Raw genomic sequence first — 21,294 nt, forward strand, 5'->3', positions numbered from 1 at the left:
ACCCCTCAGCTGACCGGTCCGCCGAAGGCTTCGATCCGGTCACCTTCGGCGAGCTTCACCATCGCCCGCTTCGTGTCCTTGCGCTTGCCCCAGCCCGTGCGGGTCCGCTTGCGCTTGCCTTCGCGATTGATGGTGTTGACCGACAGGACGCGGACGTTGAAGATCTGCTGGATAGCGATCTTGATCTCCGTCTTGTTGGCGTCCGGGTGCACCAGGAACGTGTACCAGTTGCGGTTGAGCTCGCTGTAGCTCTTCTCCGAGACCACCGGCTGGATGATCACGTCACGCGGATCAGCGATCGTCGCCATGGCTCAGCCCTCCTCGTTGCTGTCGGCGTCGGCGCTGCTCGCGCCGGACTCGGCCGGCCCACCGAGGAACTCGTTGAGCGCCGCGGTCGTAAAGACGACCTGGTCGGCGACGAGCACGTCGTGGGTGTTGAGCTGGTCGGCGACCAGCAGGTGCACCGACTGCTCGTTGCGCAGGCTCAGCCAGTTGGCCTCGTCGTCACGCGCGAGGACCACGAGCACCCGGCGCGCGTCGGTGATGCCACGCAGCACCTTGAGCGCGTCCTTGGTCTTCGGGGTCTCGCCCTCGATGAAGGTCTCCACGACGTGGATGCGTCCGTCGCGGGCGCGGTCGGAGAGCGCGCCACGCAGGGCGGCGGCCTTCATCTTCTTGTTCACCCGCTGGGTGTAGTCCCGCGGCTGCGGGCCGTGGACCACGCCACCACCGGTGAACTGCGGCGCGCGGATCGAGCCCTGGCGGGCACGACCGGTGCCCTTCTGCTTGTAGGGCTTCTTGCCGCCACCGGCGACCTCGCCACGCGTCTTGGTCTTGTGCGTGCCCTGGCGGGCCGCGTTGAGCTGAGCGACGACGACCTGGTGCATCAGCGGGATGCTGGCCTGGGCGTCGAAGATCTCGTTCGGGAGCTCGACGGTGCCGTTGGTGTCGCCGTCAACCGTCTTGATGTCAACGGTGGTCACTTGGTGATCCCACCCTTCTGCGACTTCGCCTCGGTCTTGGCAGCGCTGCGCAGCAGCACCAGGCTGCCCTTCGGGCCGGGGATCGCGCCGCGCACGAGGATCAGACCGTCCTCGGTGTCGACGCGCTGCACGGTCACGTTCTGCACGGTGTAGCGCACGCCACCCATGCGACCGGCCATCCGGACGCCCTTGAAGACGCGGCCCGGGGTCGCGCAGGCGCCGATGGAGCCGGGCGAGCGGTGCTTGCGCTCGACACCGTGGCTGGCACGCAGGCCGGCGAAGCCGTGACGCTTCATGACACCCGCGAAGCCCTTGCCCTTGCTGCGGCCGGTCACGTCAATGCGCTGGCCGGCGGCGAAGGCGTCCGCGGTGATCTCCTGGCCGAGCGTGTATTCGCCGGCGTCGGTCGTGCGCAGCTCGACGATGTGCCGGCGCGGCGCGACATCCGCCTTGGCGAAGTGGCCGGCGCGCGGCTTGTTCACCTTGCGCGGGTCGATCTGGCCCCACGCCATCTGGATCGCCGAGTAGCCGTCGTTGTCAGGCGTGCGCACCTGGGTCACGACGCACGGGCCGGCCTGCACCACGGTTACCGGGACAACCTTGCCGTTGTCCCAGACCTGGGTCATGCCGAGCTTCTCACCCAGGATGCCCTTGACTTGCCTGTCCATAAGTCCGAGTCCCTACAGCTTGATCTCGATGTCGACGCCAGCAGGCAGGTCGAGCCGCATGAGCGAGTCGACCGTCTTGGGGGTCGGGTCGATGATGTCGATCAGGCGCTTGTGCGTGCGCATCTCGAAGTGCTCGCGCGAGTCCTTGTACTTGTGCGGCGAGCGGATCACGCAGTAGCGGTTGATCTCAGTGGGCAGCGGCACCGGCCCAGCGACCTGAGCCCCGGTGCGCGTGACCGTCTCGACGATCTTCCGCGCCGAGGAGTCGACGACCTCGTGGTCGTAGGCCTTGAGCCGGATGCGGATCTTCTGTCCCGCCATGGTGGCTTCAGTTCCTTCTCTCATGCGGGGCCTTGCAACCCCGCGAACCCCGAAGGGTCCGGTGCCGCCTAATGGTGTCTGTCCGACCCCCGCGGTCGGGCGTGTCGCGGCCAAGGGCCAGGCTCCGCCGCCGACGTCCCGAGCGGGACCGCTGGTGGCATTGGAGACCAACCCCAGGGCGTGCCACGCCCGGATCGCGGAGATGGGCGCCGGTCATACGACTGACGCCGCGCGGAAGCGGTCGAGTCTCCTCATCGAGCAGGGCTTTCTGAGTGAGCCTCGACCGCTCCGCGACGCAACCCGACCATTATGCCGCATGTGCTGCGACAAAGTGAAATCGGGGTACCTCAGGGTTTATTTACTTGATGATCTTCGTAACGCGGCCGGCGCCGACGGTGCGGCCACCCTCACGGATCGCGAAGCGGAGGTTCTCCTCCATGGCGATCGGCTGGATGAGCTGCACGCTCATGCTGGTGTTGTCACCCGGCATGACCATCTCGGTGCCTTCCGGCAGCGTGACGACGCCGGTGACGTCGGTGGTGCGGAAGTAGAACTGCGGCCGGTAGTTCTGGAAGAACGGGGTGTGCCGGCCACCCTCCTCCTTGGAGAGGATGTAGACGGTCGCCTCGAACTCGGTGTGCGGGGTGTTGCTGCCCGGCTTCACCACGACCATGCCGCGCTCGACGTCCTCGCGCTTGATACCACGCAGGAGCAGACCGACGTTCTCGCCGGCACGCGCCTCGTCGAGGATCTTGCGGAACATCTCGATCGCCGTGCAGGTGGTCTTCATCGACTTGGCCTTGATGCCAACGATCTCGACCTCCTCGTTCGGCTTGAGGATGCCACGCTCGACGCGACCGGTCACGACTGTGCCACGACCGGTGATCGTGAAGACGTCCTCGACGGGCATGAGGAACGGCTTCTCGGTCTCGCGCTCGGGCTGCGGGATCGCGGTGTCGACCGCGGCCATCAGCTCCATGAGGGCGTCCGACCACTTCTGGTCGCCCTCGAGGGCCTTGAGGGCCGAGACACGCACGACCGGCGCGTCGTCGCCCGGGAACTCCTGGCTCGACAGCAGCTCACGGACCTCGAGCTCGACGAGCTCCAGCAGCTCCTCGTCATCGACCATGTCGCTCTTGTTCAGCGCCACGACGATGTAGGGCACACCGACCTGGCGGGCCAGCAGCACGTGCTCACGGGTCTGCGGCATGGGGCCGTCGGTCGCCGCCACCACCAGGATCGCGCCGTCCATCTGCGCGGCACCGGTGATCATGTTCTTGATGTAGTCGGCGTGCCCCGGGCAGTCCACGTGGGCGTAGTGCCGGTTCTCGGTCTGGTACTCGACGTGCGCGATCGAGATCGTGATGCCGCGGGCCTTCTCCTCCGGCGCCTTGTCGATCTCGTCGAACGGCGTGTACGGGTTCACGTCCGGCATGCGGTCGTGCAGCACCTTGGTAATGGCCGCAGTCAGCGTCGTCTTACCGTGGTCGATGTGACCAATGGTGCCGATGTTGACGTGCGGCTTAGTCCGCTCGAACTTCGCCTTCGCCACTGGTGTCCTCCTGTGGACTTCTTGGTTCGCGGTGCGCCGACGCTGGAAGCGCCGACGCACCCTGTCGACTTGGGTCTGGTGGCTGAAGCCTCAGGCCCGCTGACACAGCCTCACGGCCACTACCGGGTTTACTCCCCGGTCGCCTTCGCGATGATCTCCTTCGCCACGTTCGCGGGAACCTCGGCGTAGGAGTCGAACTGCATCGAGTAGCTCGCCCGGCCCTGGGTCTTCGACCGCAGGTCGCCGACGTAGCCGAACATTTCCGACAAAGGTACCGTGGCGCGGACGACACGGGCACCGCCGCGCTCCTCCATCGCCTGGATGGTGCCACGCCGGGAGTTGAGGTCGCCGATGACGTCACCCATGTTCTCTTCCGGGGTGGTCACCTCAACGGCCATCAAGGGCTCGAGGAGCACCGGGTTGGCCCTGCGGGCCGCGTCCTTGAGCACCATCGAGCCGGCAATCTTGAAGGCCATTTCCGACGAGTCGACCTCGTGGTACTGGCCGTCCAGCAGCGTGAGCTTCAGACCCACCAGCGGGAAGCCCGCCAGCACGCCGTACTGCATAGCGTCCTGGACACCGGCGTCGACCGAGGGGATGAACTCCTTCGGGATACGACCACCGGTGACCGCGTTGACGAACTCGTAGGTCGGGCCGTCGGCGGTCTGCTCCAGCGGCTCGAGCTTGACGATGACTCGCGCGTATTGGCCGGAGCCACCCGTCTGCTTCTTGTGGGTGTACTCGACCTTTTCCGCGACGGACTTGACCGTCTCGCGGTAGGCCACCTGCGGCTTGCCGATGTTGGCCTCGACGTTGAACTCGCGCCGCATGCGGTCGACGAGGATGTCGAGGTGCAACTCGCCCATGCCGGCGATGACCGTCTGCCCGGTCTCCTCGTCGTTCTTGACGCGGAAGGTCGGGTCCTCCTCGGCGAGCCGCTGGATGGCGGTGCCCAGCTTCTCCTGGTCGGCCTTCGTCTTCGGCTCGATCGCCACCTCGATGACCGGCTCCGGGAAGGTCATCGACTCGAGGATGACCGGGTTGGCCGGGTCGCACAGCGTGTCACCGGTGGTGGTCTGCTTGAGACCCTGCACGGCGATGATGTCGCCGGCACCGGCGCTGGTGCGCTCCTCACGCTTGTTCGCGTGCATCTGGTAGATCTTGCCGATCCGCTCCTTGCGGTCCTTGGTGGAGTTGACCACCTGGGAACCGGACTCGAGCGTGCCGGAGTAGACGCGCACGTAGGTGAGCTTGCCGAGGTGCTTGTCGGTCTGGATCTTGAAGGCCAGGCCGGAGAACGGCTCGCCGACCGACGGCTTGCGCAGGAGCGGGGTCTCGCCGTCGGTGGCGATGCCCTCGATGGCCGGGATGTCCAGCGGCGACGGCAGGAAGTCGACAACGGCGTCGAGCATGGGCTGGACGCCCTTGTTCTTGAACGCCGAGCCGCACACGACCGGGTTGAGCTTGCCGGCGATGGTCGCCCGGCGGATCGCCGACTTCAGGTCCTTGACGTCGATCTCGTCGCCGTCGAGATAGCGGACCATGATGTCGTCGTCGGCCTCGGACAGGGTCTCGAGGAGCTTCTCCCGGTACTCGTTGGCCTGGTCGACCAGGTCCGCCGGGATCTCCTCGATCGCGTAGTCCTCACCCTTCTGGGTCTCACCACGCCAGGTCAGCGCACGCATCTCCAGCAGGTCGACGACACCGATGTGGTCGCCTTCCAGGCCGATGGGGATCTGCAGCACCAGCGGCGTGGCGTTGAGCCGGTCGACCATCATCTGCACGCAGCGGAAGAAGTCGGCACCGGTGCGGTCCAGCTTGTTGACGAAGCACATACGCGGGACGTTGTACTTGTCCGCCTGGCGCCACACGTTCTCGGTCTGGGGCTCCACCCCGGCAACACCGTCGTAGACCGCGACCGCGCCGTCGAGGACCCGCAGCGACCGCTCGACCTCGACCGTGAAGTCGACGTGGCCGGGCGTGTCGATGATCTGGATCGTGTGGCCCTTCCACTCGCACTTGGTGGCGGCGGAAGTGATGGTGATGCCCCGCTCCTGCTCCTGCTCCATCCAGTCCATGACCGCCGCGCCCTCGTGGACCTCGCCGATCTTGTACGTGATGCCGGTGTAGAAGAGGATGCGCTCGGTGGTCGTCGTCTTCCCGGCGTCGATGTGCGCCATGATGCCGATGTTGCGGACCTTGGCGAGGGCGGCGTCTGCGGCAGCCACTTCGAATCCCTACTTCGTCTCTCGTCGGATCGCTGGAGAAGCGTCGCTTACCAGCGGTAATGCGCGAAGGCCTTGTTGGACTCCGCCATCTTGTGGGTGTCTTCGCGGCGCTTCACCGAAGCACCGAGACCGTTGCTCGCGTCGAGCAGCTCGTTCATGAGCCTCTCGACCATGGTCTTCTCACGACGGGCACGCGAGTAGGTGACCAGCCAGCGCAGGCCCAGCGTCGTCGCCCGGACCGGCTTGACCTCGACCGGCACCTGGTAAGTCGCGCCACCCACACGGCGGCTGCGCACCTCGAGGGTCGGCTTCACGTTGTCCATCGCGCGCTTCAGCGTCACGACGGGGTCGGTGCCGGTCTTCTCGCGGCAGCCTTCGAGCGCGCTGTAGACGATGCGCTCCGCCAGCTGGCGCTTGCCCTCGACCAGGATCTTGTTGACCAGCTGGGTGACGAGCAGGGAGTTGTAGACCGGGTCCGCCACGAGCGGCCGGCGCGGCGCGGGGCCTTTACGCGGCATGTCAGCTCTTCTCCTTCTTCGCGCCGTAACGGCTGCGAGCCTGCTTGCGGTTGCGGACGCCCTGGGTGTCCAGCGAGCCGCGAATGATCTTGTACCGGACGCCGGGGAGGTCCTTCACACGGCCGCCACGGACCAGCACGATCGAGTGCTCCTGAAGGTTGTGACCGACACCGGGGATGTAGGCCGTCACCTCGATACCGTTGCTCAGCTTCACACGGGCCACCTTGCGAAGCGCCGAGTTAGGCTTCTTGGGCGTGGTGGTGTACACACGCGTGCAGACGCCCCGCCGCTGCGGGCTTCCCTTGAGCGCCGGCGTCTTCGTCTTGCTCAGCTTCGCCTGGCGGCCCTTGCGGACCAGCTGCTGGATCGTAGGCACTGGGCCTGCCTCTCCCTTCGGCCTCGCGGCCGCACGTCTTCTTCTTCGCTGTCTCCACGGCGTGGACCGGCACCCGCGGTCGGGCGTGTCGCCCATTCCGCGACCCGGCCCGTTTGATCCCAGCCCGGGGTTGTGGTCCGCACCCACCCTCATTCCCGCGGAGGCGGGCCGGTGTGGGCGCACGCACGAGTTGCCCGGCAAAGCCGGGCACGAGGGGAAAGAGTACCCACCGTGAGGACGCTGGTCAAAATCGCCCGGGTGCCTCTTGACGGAACACTCTTCACACCTAGAGTACCCGGTCGCGGATCGACGTGGCCGGGGGGCTCCAGATCGAGGTCACGATGCTGTCAGAACGAAGGCGAGCAGGAGTGAGAACAGCGCGAAGCCCGCTCCCACCGAGCCCAGCACGATCCCCGTGATCGCCATGCCCCTGCCGGTGACGCCGCGGCCGGCCAGCCGGATCTGCCGCATGCCGAAGACGCCCAGTCCGATGGCACCCAGCCCGAGGAAGACCGCCAGGGCGGTGAACGCGCCTCCAGCGGTCGGGCCCCAGCCCTCCTGCGCACCACCCACGCCGAGGCAGGTGACGAACAGCGAGACCAGGATCGAGGCGATGCCGGCCACCAGGCTGCCGATGGACGGCCCGCTCGGCGTCGACTGAACCAGCGGATACGCCACCCCGAAGGGGGTGCCCTGCACCACGTCGACCCGCATCGCCGGAGCTGCCGCGGGCGTCGGGACCGGTGACGGAGGCGGCGGCGGAGGCTGCGGAGGAAATCCCGGGTAGCCTCCCGGCTGACCGACGGGGTAACCCATCAGTTCACCGTCGGGTCGAAGTCGGTGCCGCGCTGCCGGGCATAGGTGAGCAGGCCGATGATCACCAGCACCACGAGCATGGCGATCGCCAGCACGATGCCGGTCCAGGCGAGCCGCACGCCGGTGCGCAGCCGCTTGGCGCCGAGCAGGAACCCGTCGGCCGCCACCAGTTCACGGTGCGACTCCTTGGCCATCAGCAGGGCGATGGTCGCCGGGATCACCCCGCCGAGAAACGGTCCGGTCACCACGGACAGCAGGCCCAGGCCCAGCACGGCCGATGCCTTCGTTGCGCGGACCGGATCCGGGTCGAGCGGGTGCCGGGTCGTGGACGTCACTCCACGACGATAACCGGTGCGACGCACTGAGGGCGGGGGCACAGGCCCCCGCCCTCAGTGGATGACGCTCGCCGCGGCTTAGCGGAACGACCCCAGGTCGAAGTCGTCGAGCGGCACGGCCTGCCCGCTGGCCGGCCCGAAGCCGTAGTCGGCCTCCGGGTAGCCGGTCATGGAGTAGACCTTGGCCTTCGCCTCCTCGGTCGGCTCCACCCGGATGCTGCGGTACTTGCTGATGCCCGTACCGGCCGGGATGAGCTTGCCGATGATGACGTTTTCCTTCAGACCGATCAGCGAGTCGCTGCGCGCGTGGATCGCCGCGTCGGTTAGCACCCGGGTCGTCTCCTGGAACGAGGCCGCGGACAGCCACGACTCCGTCGCCAGCGACGCCTTGGTGATACCCATCAGCACGGGACGGCCGGCCGCCGGCTCGCCGCCCTCGGCGACGACGCGGCGGTTCTCCGCCTCGAACAGCGCCCGGTCCACGAGCACACCCGGCAGGAACTCGGTCGAGCCGGAGTCGATGACCGTCACCCGCTTGAGCATCTGGCGAATGATGATCTCGATGTGCTTGTCGTGGATGAGCACGCCCTGGGAGCGGTACACCTCCTGGACCTCGGAGGTCAGGTGGACCTGGACCGCCCGCGGACCCATGATGCGCAGCAGCTCGTGCGGGTCGATGGTGCCCTCGGTGAGCTTCTCGCCGACCTCGACGTGCTCGCCGTCCTGGATGCGCAGCTTGACGCGCCGGCTGAGCTTGTCGTGGACGATCTCGTCGCTGCCGTCGTCCGGCACGATGATGATCTTCCGCATCCGCTCGCCGTCCTCGATGCGCACGCGACCGGGGGTGTCGGCGATGGGCGCCTTGCCCTTCGGCACGCGGGCCTCGAAGATCTCCTGCACACGGGGCAGACCCTGGGTGATGTCCTCACCCGCGACACCACCGGTGTGGAAGGTACGCATCGTCAGCTGCGTGCCCGGCTCACCGATCGACTGGGCGGCGATGATGCCCACCGCCTCGCCGACGTCGACGGTCTTGCCCGTGGGCAGCGACCGGCCGTAGCAGGCGCCGCAGACGCCCAGCTTCGACTCGCAGGTGAGCACGCTGCGGACCCGGACGTTCTCGACCCCGGCGTTGACCAGCAGGTCCACCACGATCGAGTTGATGTCCGTGCCACGCTCGGCGACGATCTTGCCGTCCTTGTCACGCACGTCGTCCGCGAGGGTACGGGCGTGAACGCCCGTCTCCGCGTGCGAGTGCACGCGCAGCACGCCGTCCTCCAGCTCGCCGACCGCCATCGGGATGGCGCGGTCGGTGCCGCAGTCCTCCTCGCGGATGATCACGTCCTGCGAGACGTCGACCAGACGACGGGTCAGGTAACCCGAGTCGGCGGTCCGCAGCGCGGTGTCGGCCAGACCCTTCCGGGCGCCGTGCGTGGAGATGAAGTACTCCAGTACCGACAGACCCTCCCGGTACGAGGCCTTGATCGGCCGCGGGATGATCTCACCCTTCGGGTTGGCCACCAGGCCACGGATCGCGGCGATCTGGCGGAGCTGGAGGAGGTTACCGCGGGCACCCGAGTTGATCATCTTCCACAGCGGGTTTTCGCGCGGCAGCGCGCTCTCCATCTCCTTGGCGACCTCGCTCGTCGCCTTGGTCCAGATCTCGATCAGCTCACCACGACGCTCCTCGGCCGTCATGAGACCGCGCTGGTACTGCTTGTCGATCCGCTCGGCCTCCCGCTCGTAGCGCTCGAGGATCTCGCGCTTGCGCGGCGGCTGGATGACGTCCTCCATGCCGATGGTGACGCCGGACCAGGTGGCCCAGTGGAACCCGGCCAGCTTGAGCGCGTCGAGGGTCGCCGCGAGGGAAACCTTCGGGAAGCGCTCGGCCAGGTCGTTGACGATCGCCGACAGCTGACCCTTGCGGATCTCGTAGTTGACGAACCGGTACCCCACCGGGAGCGTCTCGTTGAAGAGCACCCGGCCGAGGGTCGTCTCGATCGTGACGGAGTCACCCGGCTGCCAGCCCTCCGGCGCGTCCCACGGCGTGGCACCCACGCCGTTGTCGACGCCGACGATGTCCCGCAGCCGGATCTTCACCGGCGCCTGCAGGTGCAGCTCGCCGTTGTCGAAGGCCATCCGCGCCTCGGCGTCCGAGCTGAACGTGCGCCCCTCACCCGTGAGGTTCTTCTGGATGTGGGTGAGGTGGTACAGGCCGATGACCATGTCCTGCGTGGGCATGGTGACCGGCTTGCCGTCGGCCGGCTTGAGGATGTTGTTGCTGGACAGCATGAGGATGCGGGCCTCGGCCTGCGCCTCCGCGGACAGCGGCACGTGCACGGCCATCTGGTCGCCGTCGAAGTCGGCGTTGAAGGCGGTGCAGACGAGCGGGTGGATCTGGATCGCCTTGCCCTCGACCAGCTGCGGCTCGAAGGCCTGGATGCCCAGACGGTGCAGGGTCGGCGCGCGGTTGAGCAGCACCGGGTGCTCCGCGATGACCTCCTCCAGCACGTCCCACACGACCGGGCGCTGACGCTCGACCATGCGCTTGGCCGACTTGATGTTCTGCGCGTGGTTGAGGTCCACCAGGCGCTTCATCACGAACGGCTTGAACAGCTCCAGCGCCATCTGCTTGGGCAGACCGCACTGGTGCAGCTTGAGCTGCGGACCGACGACGATGACCGAACGGCCGGAGTAGTCGACGCGCTTGCCGAGCAGGTTCTGGCGGAACCGGCCCTGCTTGCCCTTGAGCATGTCGGACAGCGACTTCAGCGGCCGGTTGCCCGGGCCGGTGACCGGACGACCGCGGCGGCCGTTGTCGAACAGCGCGTCGACGGCCTCCTGCAGCATCCGCTTCTCGTTGTTGACGATGATCTCCGGGGCACCCAGGTCGATCAGGCGCTTGAGCCGGTTATTCCGGTTGATCACCCGCCGGTACAGGTCGTTGAGGTCGCTGGTCGCGAACCGGCCACCGTCGAGCTGCACCATGGGACGCAGGTCCGGCGGGATCACCGGCACGCAGTCCAGCACCATGCCCAGCGGCGAGTTGCTGGTGTTCAGGAACGCGGCGACGACCTTGAGGCGCTTGAGCGCCCGGATCTTGCGCTGGCCCTTGCCGCTGCGGATGGTCTCCCGCAGCAGTTCGGCCTCGTCGTCCAGGTCCAGGTTCTCCAGCAGAGCCTTGATCGCCTCGGCGCCCATCGCGCCGGAGAAGTACTCACCGAACCGGTCACGCAGCTCGCGGTAGAGCAGCTCGTCGGTGATGAGGTTCTTGCGCTCCAGCTTGCGGAACGTCTCCATGACCTCGTCGAGGCGGTCGATCTCGCGCTGCGCGCGGTCACGGATCTGCCGCATCTCGCGCTCGCCGGCCTCCTTGACCTTGCGGCGCACGTCGGCCTTGGCACCTTCGGCCTCCAGCTCGGCAAGGTCCTGCTCGAGCTTGGCGGCGCGCTTCTCGATCTCCGAGTCGCGGGCGTTCTCGGCCTGCCGCTTCTCCGCCGACACCTCGTTCTCGAGGGTGGCGAGGTCGCGGTGGCGGGCCTCCTTGTCGACGCTGGTGATCACGTACGACGCGAAGTAGATGATCTTCTCGAGATCCTTCGGGGCCAGGTCCAGCAGGTAGCCGAGCCGGCTGGGCACACCCTTGAAGTACCAGATGTGCGTCACGGGAGCGGCGAGCTCGATGTGGCCCATGCGCTCACGGCGGACCTTCGCCCGGGTCACCTCGACGCCGCAGCGCTCACAGATGATGCCCTTGAAGCGGACACGCTTGTACTTGCCGCAGTAGCACTCCCAGTCCCGGGTAGGACCGAAGATCTTCTCGCAGAAGAGCCCGTCCTTCTCCGGCTTCAGGGTGCGGTAGTTGATCGTCTCGGGCTTCTTGACCTCGCCGTGCGACCACTGCCGGATGTCGTCGGCCGTGGCCAGGCCGATGCGGAGCTCGTCGAAGTAGTTGACGTCGAGCACTTCGTCTATGTCCTCACGATTCAGTTGCTCGGGTAATTGCTAGGCCGTGGGTGCGGCGCCGGCCGGGGACCGGCGCCGCCCACGAATCACACTTCCTCGACGCTGCTCGGCTCACGCCGCGAGAGGTCGATGCCCAACTCCTCGGCGGCGCGGAACACCTCGTCGTCCGTCTCGCGCATCTCGAGGGCCACACCATCGCTGGAGAGCACCTCGACGTTCAGGCACAGCGACTGCAGCTCCTTGAGGAGCACCTTGAAGGACTCCGGGATACCCGGTTCCGGGATGTTCTCGCCCTTGACGATCGCCTCGTAGACCTTGACGCGTCCAAGGACGTCGTCGGACTTGATCGTCAGCAGCTCCTGCAGCGCGTAGGCCGCGCCGTAGGCCTGCATGGCCCAGCACTCCATCTCACCGAAGCGCTGGCCACCGAACTGCGCCTTACCACCCAACGGCTGCTGGGTGATCATCGAGTACGGCCCGGTGGAGCGAGCGTGGATCTTGTCGTCGACCAGGTGGTTGAGCTTGAGGATGTAGATGTAGCCGACCGCGATCGGGTCGGGCAGCGGCTCGCCGGAGCGCCCGTCGAACAGCCGCGCCTTCCCGCTGGCACCGATGAGCTGGTTGCCGTCCCGGTTGGGCAGCGTGCTGCTCAGCAGGCCCGCGATCTCCTCCTCCTTGGCGCCGTCGAAGACCGGGGTCGCCACGTTGGTGTCCGGCTCGGACTCCCCCGCGTTGATGGACTTCAGCGCGCGCTTCCAGTCGGCGTCGTCACCGTCGATCTTCCAGCCCGTCTTGGCCACCCACCCCAGGTGGGTCTCCAGCACCTGGCCGATGTTCATACGGCTGGGCACACCGAGCGGGTTGAGGACGATGTCGACGGGCGTGCCGTCCTCGAGGAACGGCATGTCCTCGACCGGCAGGATCTTCGAGATGACGCCCTTGTTGCCGTGACGGCCGGCGAGCTTGTCACCGTCCTGGATCTTCCGCTTCTGGGCCACGTAGACGCGCACCAGCTCGTTGACGCCGGGGGACAGCTCGTCGCCGTCCTCGCGGCTGAACGTGCGCACGCCGATGACCGTGCCGGTCTCGCCGTGCGGCACCTTCAGGCTGGTGTCGCGGACCTCGCGGGCCTTCTCACCGAAGATCGCGCGGAGCAGCCGCTCCTCCGGGGTCAGCTCGGTCTCGCCCTTGGGCGTGACCTTGCCGACCAGGATGTCACCGGTCACCACCTCGGCGCCGATCCGGATGATCCCCCGCTCGTCGAGGTCGGCGAGCATCTCCTCGCTGACGTTCGGGATGTCGCGGGTGATCTCCTCCGGCCCCAGCTTGGTGTCACGGGCGTCGACCTCGTGCTCCTCGATGTGGATCGAGGTGAGGACGTCGTTCTGCACCAGCTTCTGGGACAGGATGATCGCGTCTTCGTAGTTGTGACCCTCCCAGGGCATGAACGCCACGAGCAGGTTGCGCCCGAGCGCCATCTCGCCCTCGTCGGTGCACGGCCCGTCGGCGATGACCTGACCCGCCTCGATCCGGTCGCCCTCGAAGATCACCGGCTTCTGGTTGACGCAGGAGCCGGAGTTGGAGCGGCGGAACTTGTGCAGGAGGTACGTCCGGCGGTGGCCGTCGTCCTGGTGGATCGTGATGTAGTCGGCGCACATGTCCTCGACCACGCCGCCCACCTCGGCCACGACCACGTCACCGGCGTCGACGGCGGCACGGTATTCCATGCCGGTGCCGACGAGCGGCGACTCGGCCTTGACCAGGGGCACGGCCTGGCGCTGCATGTTGGCGCCCATCAGTGCCCGGTTGGCGTCGTCGTGCTCGAGGAACGGGATCATCGCGGTGGCGACCGAGGTCATCTGCCGCGGTGAGACGTCCATGTAGTCGACCTGGTCGGCGGGGACGTTGTCGACCTCACCGCCCTTTCGCCGGACGAGGATGCGGTCCTCGGCGAAGGTGCCGTCGCTCTTCAGCGGAGCGTTGGCCTGCGCCTTGACGAACCGGTCCTCCTCGTCAGCCGTCAGGTAGTCGATCTGGTCGGTCACCCGGCCGTCGACCACCTTGCGGTACGGCGTCTCGACAAAACCGAACGGGTTGACGCGCGCGAACGTCGACAGCGCGCCGATGAGGCCGATGTTCGGACCCTCGGGGGTCTCGATCGGGCACATGCGGCCGTAGTGCGACGGGTGCACGTCACGGACCTCGAAGCCGGCCCGCTCACGCGACAGACCACCCGGGCCGAGCGCGCTCAGCCGGCGCCGGTGGGTCAGGCCCGCCAGCGGGTTGGTCTGGTCCATGAACTGGGACAGCTGCGAGGTGCCGAAGAACTCCTTGATCGCCGCCACGACCGGGCGGATGTTGATCAGGGTCTGCGGCGTGATCGCCTCGACGTCCTGGGTCGTCATGCGCTCGCGCACGACGCGCTCCATCCGGGACAGGCCCACGCGGACCTGGTTCTGGATGAGCTCGCCGACCGTGCGCAGGCGCCGGTTGCCGAAGTGGTCGATGTCGTCGGCCTCGTAGCCCTCTTCGCCGGTGTGCAGGCGGCAGAGGTACTCGACCGTGGCGACGACGTCCTCTTCGGTCAGCACGCCCTGGGTGATCGGGACGCCGAGCTCGAGCTTCTTGTTGAACTTGTATCGGCCGACCTTGGCGACGTCGTATCGCTTCGGGTTGAAGAAGAGGTTGTCCAGCAGGTTCTGGGCGTTCTCCCGCGTCGGCGGCTCACCCGGCCGCAGCTTGCGGTAGATGTCCAGCAGCGCCTCGTCCTGGCCGGCGATGTGGTCCTTCTCGAGCGTCGTCATCATGAGCTCGGACCAGCCGAACTTCTCACGGATGCGCTCGGCCGACCAGCCGATGGCCTTGAGCAGGACGGTGACCGCCTGCCGACGCTTGCGGTCGATGCGGACACCGACGGTGTCGCGCTTGTCGATGTCGAACTCCAGCCAGGCGCCACGGCTCGGGATCACCTTGACGCTGGTGAGGTCGCGGTCGGAGGTCTTGTCCGGCTGCTTGTCGAAATACACGCCCGGGGACCGGACGAGCTGGCTCACCACGACGCGCTCGGTGCCGTTGATGATGAACGTGCCCTTGGGCGTCATCATCGGGAAGTCACCCATGAACACCGTCTGGCTCTTGATCTCGCCAGTGGTGTGGTTGGTGAACTCCGCCGTCACGAACAGCGGCGCGCAGTAGGTGAGGTCCTTCTCCTTGCACTCCTCGATCGGGGCCTTGACCTCGTCGAAGCGCGGCGCGGAGAACGACAGTGACATCGTGCCGGAGAAGTCCTCAATGGGACTGATCTCGTCGAGGATCTCCGCAAGCCCGGAACGGGCGTGCGGATCACCGGCCGTGCGGCTCTGCCAATTCTCGTTGCCAACCAACCAGTCGAACGAGTCGGTTTGGATCGCAAGGAGGTTGGGAACCTCAAGGTGTTCGGTGATCCTGCCGAAGGAGATCCGGCGGGGAGCGAAAGCGCTCGATTGACTGGTCTTCGCAGGGCGGGAAGCTGCCAAGATGCGTCCTTCCGAGGACCGGTGGTGCAGACAGGCCGTTTCGCGTGCAGCCTGACGACCCCCGGTGTGAAGAGTGCTCACGAAGAGGCACCTCACGCCAGAGGTGAAGTCAGAAGACAGCGCAAACTAGCAGTGTAGCCGAAAGGCTAACCGCTGTCGAGCGGTCTCGTGCACGATGTTTCAAACGATCTTTTCCGAAGATCGTTTTCCCACCGGCCGAGCCGCTCGCGTCGGCCGTGGCCTGCGGCTTCACCAGTCGAGGCGCTCAGAACCGAACCCAAGAAGGGTCGGGGCGCATCGGTCGGGCCGCTGGCCGCCGCGTCCGCGGAAGGCAGTGCCTGATTAGCGTGCCTGGCCGCTGGTCATCGCGTCAAGGGTTCCCACGCGCGTCGGGGCACCGTGACAGATATCTCGCACTCCAACCACTAAGTGTTGTGGTGGATACCCCTAGATCTTGGGTCCTTACACCTGGAAGCCACCCGGCAAACGCGAAGGGCGGCCGCCGGAATCCCGGCGGCCGCCCTCGTGGCGATGGGCCAGACTACTTGAGGGTGACCTTGGCGCCCTCGGCCTCGAGCTTCGCCTTGGCCTTGTCGGCGCTGTCCTTGTTGGCCTTCTCGAGGACCGCCTTCGGCGCGGCCTCGACGAGGTCCTTGGCCTCCTTCAGGCCCAGGCCGGTCAGCTCACGCACGACCTTGATGACCTGGATCTTCTTGCCGCCGTCACTCTCGAGGATGACGTCGAACTCGGTCTGCTCCTCGACCTCGGGGGCAGCAGCGGCACCGGCCGGGCCGGCCGCGGCAATCGCGACGGGGGCGGCAGCGGTGACGTCGAAGGTGGTCTCGAACTCCTTCACGAACTCGGAGAGCTCGATGAGGGTCATCTCCTTGAACGCGTCGAGGAGTTCCTGGGTGCTCAGCTTCGCCATGGTGGCGGGTTCCTTTCAGAAAGTGTGATGTGGGGCACCGGCCTATTCGGCCGCGCCGCCGGATTCCTTCTCGCGCTTTTCCTGCAGAGCCGCCACGGTGCGGGCCGTCTTCGACAGCGGCGCCTGGAACAGCGCCGCAGCCTTGCTGAGGCTGCCCTTCATGGCGCCGGCCAGCTTGGCCAGCAGCACCTCACGAGACTCGAGGTCGGCCAGGCGACGGACCTCGTCCGCGCTGATGGCCTTGCCTTCGAACACGCCGCCCTTGATGACGAGCAGCGGGTGGGCCTTCGCGAACTCACGCAGGCCCTTCGCCGCCTCGACCGGGTCGCCGGAGACGAAGGCGAGCGCGGTAGGACCGGTGAACAAATCGTCGAGACCGCTGATGCCAGCGTCCGTCGCGGCACGCTTCGCGAGCGTGTTCTTCGCGACGGCGTACGTGGTCTCACGGCCCAGGCTGCGACGCAGGGTCTTGAGCTGCGCCACGGTCAGGCCGCGGTACTCGGTCAGCACGGTGGCCGTCGAACCACGGAAGGCTTCGGTGAGCTCCGCGACCGCGGTGGCCTTGTCGTCTCGAACCGGCTTGTCCGCCATGTCCCTCCTCTCTCCTTGCTTCGGTGCTGGTCACCTGCCGGCGATCCGCAGCAACGAAAAACGCCCCGGCGCAGGGGCGCACGGGGCTTCGGAGGGCGCACAGTGGCGCCGACGTTCGCTTTGTTGCGGCCCTGCGCGGGTCGCCCGCGTTGATGCGGGACCTTCGACATCCCCCGCTTTTCGGCAGGGAGATGTGACCAGCGGTCTTCGGGTTTCGCTTTATTTATACATGGCGGATCCGGCGCGACCAAATCACGGCCGGCTCAGGCGCAACCTCGCATAAATGCTGATCACCACTGCGGTCCACAGAACGCCCCAGGCGGTCGCCACGGCCAGTGCCGCCAGGTCCGCGCCGCCGACCGTTTCCCGGGCGGTCGTCATCACCGGGGGCGCGAGCCACGGTGCCGGTGAGCTTTTCAGGCCGAGGACGATCGCCAGCACCAGCCCGCCGACGAGGACCGCCAGGCCGCGGGCCGCCTGGCCGGCCACCGCACGGCTGGCCAAGGCGCCGAGTCCCACCGCCGGCAGCAGGAGCAGCAGATGGGCCCAGACGCCGAGCGCGACGCCCTCGCCGAGCGACGGGTCGCCGGCCTTCTCCGGGCCCGTCACGCCGCCCACCGCCCACGGCAGGACCAGCGCGATCAGGATGACCGGAAGACCGGCCAGGGCCGCCGCCACGACCCCTGCGGTGATCTCCCTGCCGGCGCCACCGACCGCCACGCGGCTCAGCCGCCGCTGCACGTCGGGCTCGACGTCGAGGAGGATCTTCGTCTGCCAGGCGAGGACCGCGAACAGGACCGCGGCGGAGACTCCGTAGGCCTCCCCGGCCTGCGCCTGCCCGCCGCCGTAGAGCACCGAGAGCACCACCAGCGCCGCCAGCAGCGGGGCGCCGGCCCGGCCGGTCTGCACGAAGCCGGCCAGTCGCATGCGAGCCAAAGCGATCATCGGGTCGCGGCCTCGTCACGTACACCCACGATGTCAAAACCCTCGGCGCGCAACCGCGCGACGGCGGCCGGCGCGTCCGCGGACGCCACCGCCACTTCGATCACCTGCCGACCGGCGGGCCGCTCCCCCTCGGCGACCTCGCCGTCGCGGACGTGCCAGCGGCGTGCGTGCGGCAGGCGCGCGACCTCGCCGAGATGGTCACTGACCAGCACCGATCCTCCGCGCTCGACGACCTCCGCGACGATGCCGGGCACCTGCTCGCGGGTCTGCGCGTCAAGCCCCTCCCACGGCTCGTCGAGCACCAGGAGGCCGGGCGGTGTGAGCAGGGCCTGGACCAGGCCGACCTTCTGCGCGGAGCCCTTCGACAGCCGGCTCAGCCGCACGTCGAGGAAGTTGGCGAAGTGCAGCCGGCGTGCCCACCGCTCGATGTCCGCGGTGCCGTCGAGGCCGCGGATCGCCGCCATGTGGCGCAGATGCGTGCGAGCGGTGAACGGCTGATCGGCAGGGAAACGCTCCGGCACCCACCCGACCACGGCCGGCCGGTCGCTGATCGTGCCACAGTCGGGGCGCAGGATGCCCGCCACGACCTGGAGCAGCGTCGATTTACCGGCCCCGTTGGGGCCCTCGACGACGGCCACCTCACCCGGCGGCAGGTGCAGGTCGACGCCGCGCAGTGTCCAGGGCGCCTTTCGGCCGTATCGAAACCAGACGTCCTGCAAAAGCACCGGGACAGCGTGCCATAGACACGCTGTCCCGGGTTGCCCTGCTGTTTTGCGGGTTACTCCGCGGCGTCGTCCTCGAGGAGGTTGCGCGTGCGGTTCGGGTCGACCGGGATGCCCGGGCCCATGGTGGTGGTGATGAAGATCTTCTTGAGGTACTTGCCCTTGGCCGCCGAAGGCTTGGCCCGGTTGACCTCTTCGAGGACCGCGGCGTAGTTCTCGACCAGCTGCTGATCGGTGAAGCTGGCCTTGCCGATGATCAGGTGCAGGTTCGAGTGCTTGTCAACGCGGTAGGTGATCTTGCCACCCTTGATCTCGTTGACCGCCTTGGTGACGTCCATCGTGACCGTGCCCGTCTTCGGGTTCGGCATCAGGCCGCGCGGGCCCAGGATCCGCGCGATCCGGCCGATCTTGGCCATCTGGTCGGGCGTCGCGATCGCCGCGTCGAACTCCAGCCAGCCTTCCTGGATCCGGGCGACGAGGTCGTCGGTGCCCACAGCGTCGGCGCCGGCGGCCTCGGCCTCGGCGGCCTTGGCGCCCTGCGCGAAGACGATGACGCGGGCGGTCTTGCCGGTGCCGTGCGGCAGGTTCACCGTGCCGCGGACCATCTGGTCGGCCTTGCGCGGGTCGACGCCCAGACGCATGGCCACCTCGACGGTGGGGTCGAACTTGACGGTCGACGTCTGCTTGGCGAGCTTGACGGCGACGGCGGGGCTGTACAGCGCGTTGCGGTCGACGAGCTCGACGACCTTGCGGTAGTTCTTACCGTGCTGCGACATTCTGGCTCTTCACTCCTGTGGTGATCGTGCGGGCGCCTCGACGGGTCGCCCTCCCACGTGATCCGGTGTCAGTCCTTGACGACGATGCCCATGGAGCGGGCGGTGCCGGCGATGATCTTCTCGGCCTCTTCGATGTCGTTGGCGTTGAGGTCGGCCATCTTCTTCTCGGCGACCTCACGCAGCTGGGCCTTGGTGATCGAGCCGACCTTGTCCCGCTGCGGCACGCCGGAACCCTTGGCCACACCGGCGGCCTTGAGCAGCAGGCGGGCGGCGGGCGGGGTCTTGAGGATGAACGTGAAGGTCCGGTCCTCGTAGACGCTGATCTGCGCCGGGATGATGTCACCGCGCTGGGACTCCGTCTGGGCGTTGTACGCCTTGACGAACTCCATGATGTTCACACCGTGCTGACCGAGGGCGGGGCCGACCGGCGGCGCCGGGGTGGCCTGGCCTGCCGGCAACTGAAGCGTGAAGGTCTTGACGAGCTTCTTCTTCGGAGGCATGGCTGCTTTCGTCTTCCTGGGCTGGAATTGGGTCGTGCTGTTTTCACGCACGCGTGAGCGCCCGGCATCTCGGGCCGGACGCTCAAGCGTACCGCAGCGGAATTAGATCTTCGTGACCTGGTTGAAGTTGAGCTCGACCGGGGTCTCACGACCGAAGATCGACACCAGCACCTTCAGCTTCTGCTGGTCGGCGTTGATCTCGCTGATCGTCGCCTGCAGCGAGGCGAAGGCGCCGTCGGTGACGGTGACCGAGTCGCCGACCTCGAAGTCGAGGACCTTGACCTCGGGCTTGCCGGGCTTCTTGCCCTCCTGCTGCACGGCCGGGGCCAGCCACTTCAGGACCTCGTCGAGCGACAGGGGCGCCGGGCGGTCGGCGCGGTCGGTCGCACCCACGAAGCCGGTGACACCCGGCGTGTTGCGCACGCAGGAATACGACTCCGGGGTCAGCTCCATCCGGACCAGGATGTAGCCCGGAAAGACCTTGTTCTGCACCTGAGTGCGCTTGCCGTTCTTGATCTCGACCTCTTCACGAGTCGGGACCTCGACCTGGTAGATGTACTCCTCCATGTCGAGGCTCGTGATCCGGGTCTCGAGGTTGGTCTTGACCTTGTTCTCGTAACCGGCGTAGGAGTGCACCACGTACCAGTCGCCGGGCGCGAAACGCAGTGCGGCACGCAGCTCGGCGACAGGGTCCTCGGTGTCGGTCGCCACGTTCGCGTTGGCGGCCGTCAACACCGTCGACGTTTCCTCGTGCTGCTCGTCGTCGGTCCCGGGCGTCTCGTCGAATTCCTGCACGCTGCTCACTTCCGTCTTCTGTTCGCGCCCCGTTGGCGCTACCGGCCACCGCCGCGGGCTGTCGCCCCCGCGCCGCCCCCGTCCGGCTCATGGTCGCCGGCCGCTCGTTCTACTCTTTTCGAGCGTTACTCGTCAGCGCTGCCGTTGCCGAACGCCCAGAGCACCGCCTTGGCGAAGCCGTAGTCGAGCCCGGCGACGATCGCGAGCATGACGATCACGAACACCACCACGACGAGGGTGTAGGTGGTCAGCTCCTTGCGGGTCGGCCAGATAACCTTACGCAGCTCGGCGACGACCTCGCGGATGAAGTTGATGAGCCGCGCGAAGATGTTGTTGGAGCGGCCCTCTTTGACCTTGGTCGTCTTCTTGTCCAGGTCCTTGGTCTTCAGGTCCTTGGACTTGGTGTCCTTGGCACGGCCGTTCTTCGTCGCACGCGCGGTGTCACTGTCGGCGTCGTCGAGCTCATCGTCGACGTCTGCGGTATCGAGGTCGTCCAGCTCGTCGGCGAACTCTTCCTCGATGGCGGCGTCTTCGGCGCTGAGCTCCTCTTCACGGCGATCGTCGGCGGGGTCGGTCCCGCGTCGCCTGCGTTCGGCCACTTTCGCCCTCTTCCGTGATCTCGCGAGTGCTCGGTCCGTGCACAACCGACGGCAAGACCCCGGGCCTCTTGCGACCCAGCAGGACCACCGGTCGCCGACCGAGGCGCTGTGGGTCGCACCCACAGGACCACCGGCCCGCGACCGCAGAACCACCGGTCTC

Annotated in this window: 20 protein-coding genes; all 20 read right to left on the reverse strand. The window is 67.4% G+C overall.

Annotated features, from left to right (window positions below; genetic code table 11):
- Positions 1-5: 5 nt before the first annotated feature.
- The 20 genes from rplW to secE all read right to left on the reverse strand — a co-directional run bounded on the left by rplW (position 6) and on the right by secE (position 21,134).
- Positions 6-308 carry a 50S ribosomal protein L23 gene (gene rplW / locus Dfulv_RS44380; protein ID WP_033357665.1) on the reverse strand — a complete coding sequence of 101 codons (303 nt, stop codon included), beginning with the start codon at positions 306-308 and terminating at the stop codon, positions 6-8.
- Positions 309-311: 3 nt separating this feature from the next.
- Positions 312-983 (reverse strand): 50S ribosomal protein L4, encoded by a 672-nt coding sequence (gene rplD / locus Dfulv_RS44385; RefSeq protein WP_259859812.1) that lies wholly within the window; start codon positions 981-983, stop codon positions 312-314.
- Entirely contained in the window at positions 980-1,651 is a 672-nt protein-coding gene (rplC, locus tag Dfulv_RS44390; RefSeq protein ID WP_259859813.1) for a 50S ribosomal protein L3, read from the reverse strand. Before rplC ends, rplD begins: the two co-directional genes overlap by 4 nt.
- A 12-nt stretch (positions 1,652-1,663) precedes the next feature.
- Positions 1,664-1,972, reverse strand: coding sequence for a 30S ribosomal protein S10 (gene rpsJ, locus Dfulv_RS44395; RefSeq protein WP_018347762.1), 309 nt, complete (start codon positions 1,970-1,972; stop codon positions 1,664-1,666).
- Between the two features lie 358 nt (positions 1,973-2,330).
- Positions 2,331-3,524, reverse strand: a complete 1,194-nt coding sequence (tuf, locus tag Dfulv_RS44400) for an elongation factor Tu (RefSeq protein ID WP_259859814.1) — start codon at positions 3,522-3,524, stop codon at positions 2,331-2,333.
- 128 nt (positions 3,525-3,652) lie between these two features.
- Positions 3,653-5,752 (reverse strand): elongation factor G, encoded by a 2,100-nt coding sequence (gene fusA, locus Dfulv_RS44405; protein WP_319805733.1) that lies wholly within the window; start codon positions 5,750-5,752, stop codon positions 3,653-3,655.
- Positions 5,753-5,799: 47 nt separating this feature from the next.
- Positions 5,800-6,270: a 30S ribosomal protein S7 gene (gene rpsG, locus Dfulv_RS44410; RefSeq protein WP_259859815.1), complete on the reverse strand. Its 471-nt coding sequence runs from the start codon at positions 6,268-6,270 to the stop codon at positions 5,800-5,802.
- Between the two features lies 1 nt (position 6,271).
- Positions 6,272-6,646 (reverse strand): 30S ribosomal protein S12, encoded by a 375-nt coding sequence (rpsL, locus tag Dfulv_RS44415; RefSeq protein ID WP_259859816.1) that lies wholly within the window; start codon positions 6,644-6,646, stop codon positions 6,272-6,274.
- 336 nt (positions 6,647-6,982) lie between these two features.
- A complete protein-coding gene (locus tag Dfulv_RS44420; RefSeq protein WP_259859817.1) occupies positions 6,983-7,360 on the reverse strand; it encodes a hypothetical protein in 378 nt (125 codons plus the stop codon).
- Positions 7,361-7,461: 101 nt separating this feature from the next.
- Positions 7,462-7,797 carry a hypothetical protein gene (locus Dfulv_RS44425; RefSeq protein ID WP_259859818.1) on the reverse strand — a complete coding sequence of 112 codons (336 nt, stop codon included), beginning with the start codon at positions 7,795-7,797 and terminating at the stop codon, positions 7,462-7,464.
- A 78-nt stretch (positions 7,798-7,875) separates the two neighbouring features.
- Positions 7,876-11,763 (reverse strand): DNA-directed RNA polymerase subunit beta', encoded by a 3,888-nt coding sequence (locus tag Dfulv_RS44430; protein WP_259859819.1) that lies wholly within the window; start codon positions 11,761-11,763, stop codon positions 7,876-7,878.
- A gap of 86 nt (positions 11,764-11,849) precedes the next feature.
- Entirely contained in the window at positions 11,850-15,278 is a 3,429-nt protein-coding gene (gene rpoB, locus Dfulv_RS44435) for a DNA-directed RNA polymerase subunit beta (protein ID WP_259859820.1), read from the reverse strand.
- Between the two features lie 541 nt (positions 15,279-15,819).
- Positions 15,820-16,206 carry a 50S ribosomal protein L7/L12 gene (gene rplL, locus Dfulv_RS44440; protein WP_259859821.1) on the reverse strand — a complete coding sequence of 129 codons (387 nt, stop codon included), beginning with the start codon at positions 16,204-16,206 and terminating at the stop codon, positions 15,820-15,822.
- Positions 16,207-16,248: 42 nt separating this feature from the next.
- Complete coding sequence (gene rplJ / locus Dfulv_RS44445) at positions 16,249-16,797, reverse strand: 50S ribosomal protein L10 (RefSeq protein WP_259859822.1); 549 nt, start codon at positions 16,795-16,797, stop codon at positions 16,249-16,251.
- Positions 16,798-17,049: 252 nt separating this feature from the next.
- Entirely contained in the window at positions 17,050-17,742 is a 693-nt protein-coding gene (locus Dfulv_RS44450; protein WP_259859823.1) for a hypothetical protein, read from the reverse strand.
- Positions 17,739-18,467 (reverse strand): ATP-binding cassette domain-containing protein, encoded by a 729-nt coding sequence (locus tag Dfulv_RS44455; protein WP_259859824.1) that lies wholly within the window; start codon positions 18,465-18,467, stop codon positions 17,739-17,741. Before Dfulv_RS44455 ends, Dfulv_RS44450 begins: the two co-directional genes overlap by 4 nt.
- A 53-nt stretch (positions 18,468-18,520) precedes the next feature.
- Entirely contained in the window at positions 18,521-19,240 is a 720-nt protein-coding gene (rplA, locus tag Dfulv_RS44460) for a 50S ribosomal protein L1 (RefSeq protein WP_259859825.1), read from the reverse strand.
- Positions 19,241-19,308: 68 nt separating this feature from the next.
- Positions 19,309-19,740, reverse strand: coding sequence for a 50S ribosomal protein L11 (gene rplK, locus Dfulv_RS44465; RefSeq protein WP_259859826.1), 432 nt, complete (start codon positions 19,738-19,740; stop codon positions 19,309-19,311).
- A 102-nt stretch (positions 19,741-19,842) separates the two neighbouring features.
- Positions 19,843-20,475 (reverse strand): transcription termination/antitermination protein NusG, encoded by a 633-nt coding sequence (gene nusG / locus Dfulv_RS44470; protein ID WP_406568059.1) that lies wholly within the window; start codon positions 20,473-20,475, stop codon positions 19,843-19,845.
- A 185-nt stretch (positions 20,476-20,660) separates the two neighbouring features.
- Complete coding sequence (gene secE, locus Dfulv_RS44475; protein WP_259859827.1) at positions 20,661-21,134, reverse strand: preprotein translocase subunit SecE; 474 nt, start codon at positions 21,132-21,134, stop codon at positions 20,661-20,663.
- Between the last annotated feature and the right edge of the window lie 160 nt (positions 21,135-21,294).

This window comes from Dactylosporangium fulvum (assembly GCF_025137375.1).
GTDB classification, from domain to species: domain Bacteria; phylum Actinomycetota; class Actinomycetes; order Mycobacteriales; family Micromonosporaceae; genus Dactylosporangium; species Dactylosporangium fulvum.

What these genes read in the sequence shown, in the direction of transcription:
- rplW (WP_033357665.1), bottom strand. Translation starts at nt 308, where the DNA reads ATGGCGACGATCGCTGATCCGCGTGACGTGATCATCCAGCCGGTGGTC.
- rplC (WP_259859813.1), bottom strand. Translation starts at nt 1,651, where the DNA reads ATGGACAGGCAAGTCAAGGGCATCCTGGGTGAGAAGCTCGGCATGACC.
- rpsJ (WP_018347762.1), bottom strand. Translation starts at nt 1,972, where the DNA reads ATGGCGGGACAGAAGATCCGCATCCGGCTCAAGGCCTACGACCACGAG.
- rpsG (WP_259859815.1), bottom strand. Translation starts at nt 6,270, where the DNA reads ATGCCGCGTAAAGGCCCCGCGCCGCGCCGGCCGCTCGTGGCGGACCCG.
- Dfulv_RS44420 (WP_259859817.1), bottom strand. Translation starts at nt 7,360, where the DNA reads ATGCGGGTCGACGTGGTGCAGGGCACCCCCTTCGGGGTGGCGTATCCG.
- rplL (WP_259859821.1), bottom strand. Translation starts at nt 16,206, where the DNA reads ATGGCGAAGCTGAGCACCCAGGAACTCCTCGACGCGTTCAAGGAGATG.
- rplJ (WP_259859822.1), bottom strand. Translation starts at nt 16,797, where the DNA reads ATGGCGGACAAGCCGGTTCGAGACGACAAGGCCACCGCGGTCGCGGAG.
- Dfulv_RS44450 (WP_259859823.1), bottom strand. Translation starts at nt 17,742, where the DNA reads ATGATCGCTTTGGCTCGCATGCGACTGGCCGGCTTCGTGCAGACCGGC.
- rplA (WP_259859825.1), bottom strand. Translation starts at nt 19,240, where the DNA reads ATGTCGCAGCACGGTAAGAACTACCGCAAGGTCGTCGAGCTCGTCGAC.
- rplK (WP_259859826.1), bottom strand. Translation starts at nt 19,740, where the DNA reads ATGCCTCCGAAGAAGAAGCTCGTCAAGACCTTCACGCTTCAGTTGCCG.